The sequence below is a fragment of the Bacillus sp. SIMBA_008 genome, assembly GCF_046535495.1.
Lineage (GTDB): Bacteria > Bacillota > Bacilli > Bacillales > Bacillaceae > Bacillus > Bacillus subtilis.
The window spans coordinates 1-311 of the sequence record NZ_JAWRWL010000223.1; the positions used below are offsets into that span (position 1 = coordinate 1).

The 311-nt window shown below is 42.8% G+C and carries 1 protein-coding gene; it reads right to left on the minus strand.

The window, feature by feature from the left end:
• The coding region (locus SB658_RS22925; RefSeq protein ID WP_410602551.1) for a penicillin-binding transpeptidase domain-containing protein at positions 1-311 on the minus strand (311 nt) is incomplete at both ends.

Genomic DNA, 311 nt, shown 5'->3' on the forward strand with positions numbered 1-311 from the left:
GTCATTTGTCCGCTGAGAATACACTAGCTTCGGTGACTCTTTCCACTTGTAAAGGGTCTTGCCGTTTAAGTCTGTCACCTTTGTAATTGAATGACTTTGCGTGTAAGCTCCTTGATTACCAAAGACGGTATACGCATCTGTTATTTCTAGCGGCGAAAATCCCTTCGTAAATCCACCAAGTGCAGAAGGAAGGCGATAATCATCCGCTACGATATGTTCGAATGAGAATTTCTCTAAATAGCTAAAGCCCTTTTTGACACCAACTGTATCCAGCATTCGGATCGCAGGGGTATTGTAAGAGTTCTTAAAGG